The sequence below is a fragment of the Mycobacterium sp. NAZ190054 genome, assembly GCF_001545925.1.
Lineage (GTDB): Bacteria > Actinomycetota > Actinomycetes > Mycobacteriales > Mycobacteriaceae > Mycobacterium.
In genome coordinates this window covers 1-3005 of sequence record NZ_LMVQ01000354.1, presented here as the reverse complement: position 1 = coordinate 3005, position 3005 = coordinate 1, and the positions used below count along the sequence as shown (strand labels likewise).

General features: G+C 70.8%; 2 protein-coding genes and 1 pseudogene. 2 read left to right on the top strand and 1 reads right to left on the bottom strand.

The window, feature by feature from the left end:
- Positions 1–126, top strand: a pseudogene (locus ASJ79_RS34275) (D-alanyl-D-alanine carboxypeptidase); the annotation flags it as partial.
- 890 nt (positions 127–1016) lie between these two features.
- A complete protein-coding gene (locus tag ASJ79_RS21470; protein ID WP_067959650.1) occupies positions 1017–2102 on the top strand; it encodes a DUF2855 family protein in 1086 nt (361 codons plus the stop codon).
- Between the two features lie 80 nt (positions 2103–2182).
- Here the strand turns inward: ASJ79_RS21470 and ASJ79_RS21465 are convergent.
- Positions 2183–3005: nucleotide sugar dehydrogenase (locus ASJ79_RS21465; RefSeq protein WP_156448566.1), on the bottom strand; the 823-nt coding region annotated here is incomplete at its 5' end.

The window sequence follows — 3005 nt, the reverse complement described above, 5'->3', positions numbered from 1 at the left end:
GTCCAGGCCGCTGCGGGGGAGTCCCAACCCGCGCTGCGCCCGCTGGTCGACCTGCTGCCCATCGCCGGCGGCAGCGGCACCCTGTCCAACCGGTACCTCGACACCAAGGAGGGCCTGGCCGCGGCGGAGCGACGGGCTCGGCGACCGGATCGGTCACCGCGCGCGCCATCTGCGGAGCGGGGTCGTCAGGCGTCAGGCTCATGCCCACCGCCACCGACAGCGACACCACGAACGTCACCACCGCGGCGGCCAGCACCGACACCAGCGTCGCCGTCGGCGACAGCCTGCGCCGTTTCGGCGCGGCGTCGGCATCGAGGAGGGACACCGCGGAGCCGGAGGCCAGCGCCGCGCCGCGGGCCAGCGCGAGGTCGGCCTCGGCGGCGGAGACCACAGGCACCTCAAGTCGCTGCTCGAGCGCGGCGACCACACCTGCGACGTCGCCGGAACCGAGCACGAAGACGGCGTCGGGGTCGAACCCGTCCACGTCGGCGAGCACGGACGGATCGACCCGGTCGGCCGTCACACCGTCGGGGGTCACCGCGGCGATCACCGAGGTGCCGGGCTCGGCGACGCACACCACCACCCGCTCGCAGCCGGCGAGGTCGGCGATGCCGCAGGCCAGCGCCTCGGCGGCCTCCACGTCGGACACCGCGATGACGTTCTCGACCGCGCGGTCGGTGAGCGCCTGCCACACCGCACTGGCGGTGTTCTCCGCCTCGATGGTCCAGGTCAGCCCGATCGCGTGCACCGGCCGGTCCAGCAACCGGTCCACCAGCGCTCCGGCGCCGAAGGCGCCGTCGACGGGCACGGTGCCGCGGTCGATGGTGCGGCTCTCCCCGCTCGTCGCATCGTCGACGAGGACCCAGCGGATCGATGACGCCGTCATCGACAAACCGAGTACGAGGTCCATGAATCAGCTACCAATCTTCTGTGAGACTGCTGCTCGACATTACCGCGACAGGTCGCGATGGCACAGTCGGCCGGAGACCAGGGCCTTTGGGGTTACGATCGCCTCGGTGACGACGCGACTCGTGGTCCAGCGCCACGACCTCAGGCGGACCGGCTGGCAGGACATCCCCTCGCCGGCGTTGGCCGACGGCGCGGTACGGATGCGCATCGACAAGTTCGCGCTCACGTCGAACAACATCACCTACGCCGCGTTCGGCGACCTGATGAACTACTGGCAGTTCTTCCCGACCGGCGACCAGGACACCGGCTCGGTCCCGGTGTGGGGTTTCGCCACCGTCGCGGAATCCCGGCGCGCGGGCGTGGAGGTCGGCGACCGCTTCTACGGCTACTACCCCGTCGCCGACCAGGTGGTGCTGCAGCCGGACCCGGTCGACGCGGGCGGGTTCACCGACGCCGCCGGGCACCGCAGCGGCCTGCATCCGATCTACAACCGGTATGTGCGCTGCAGCGCCGACCCGGGATACGCCGCCGACTTCGAGGACCAGCAGGCCCTGCTGCGTCCCCTGTTCTCGACGTCGTTCCTGCTCGACGACTTCCTGAACGAGAGCCGGTTCTTCGGCGCCGACACCGCGATCCTGTCCAGTGCGTCGAGCAAGACGGCCTACGGCACCGCGTTCTGCCTGTCGCGCCACACCGACCCGGTGCGGTGCGTCGGGCTCACGTCCGCGGCCAACCTCGACTTCACCCGGTCGCTGGGCTGCTATGACGACGTCCTCACCTACGACGACGTCGACGCGCTGCCCGCGACGCCGGCGGTGTACGTCGACTTCAGCGGCAGCGCGCCGGTGCGGGCCGCAGTGCACCACCGGCTGGGCGGGCACCTCACCTACGACTGCGCCGTCGGCGCCACCCACTGGGACGCGCTCGGTGGTGACGACAACCTGCCCGGCCCGGCGCCGACGCTGTTCTTCGTGCCCGACTGGGCGGCCAAACGCAGCTCCCAGTGGGGCCCGACCGGTCTGCTGGAACGCATCGCGGGCGCCTGGATCGCGTTCCTGGAACCGGTGACCCGCGCCGTGGACCCGTGGCTGACGGTGGTGCCGGGCCACGGCCGTGCCGCGGTCGAGGCCTGCTACACCGCGTTGTTGGACGGCACGGTCCCCGCCCGCGAGGGACACGTCCTGTCGGTGTGAGGGCGTGCGAACTGAGCGCCGAGATTGCACTGAGGCTGGCCCGTACGCCCAATTCGCCTGCTGGAATGCAATTTCGGCGATCAGCCGGTGTCTGCCACGTCGCTCCAGGACCGCAGCCGCTGCGCCACGATCTCACTCCACACCTTCGACGACGAGATCGACTGGGTGTGAACACGATGACCGCCCTCGCTGGGGGTCACTCCCCTCCCCATCCCGCGGTACTCCCACCCGGCGCCGCGCCACCGGACAGGATCCAGACAGTTCCTGCCGTCGACGATCCTGCGCTTGTGCACCACCTGTTCCAGGTCGGTGGGACGGAGGTCGCGGAACTGCTGCCACTCGGTCAGCACGAGCACCGCGTCGGCGTCGCGGCACGCGTCGACCGGGCCGGCCGCGTAGTCGAAGTTCGGGAACAGCGTCCGCGCGTTTTCCGTCGCATGCGGGTCGAAGACGCTCACCGCAGCACCTTCCACATGCAGTTGCCCGGCCACGTTCAGCGCCGGTGAGTCGCGGACGTCGTCGGAGTCGGGCTTGAACGACGCACCCAGCACGGCGATCCGCGCGCCCGCGAGCCGGCCGCCCAGCACGTCACGGGTCAGGTCCACCATCTTGGACCGGCGCCGCGCATTGATGCCGTCCACCTCGCGGAGCAGCATGAGCATCTGATCCGCCCCGGCCTCACCGGCCCGCGCCATGACCGCACGGACGTCTTTCGGCAGCGCGCCGCCGAAACCGATGCCGGCGTCGAGCAGGTCCCGTCCGATGCGCGGGTCCCGACCGACCGCGTCGGCGACGAAGCAGACGTCCGCCCCGACGGCATCACACATGTCGGCCACCGCGTTGACGAATGAGATCTTGGTCGCCACAAACGCATTCGCCGCCGCCTTGACCATCTCGGCGGTC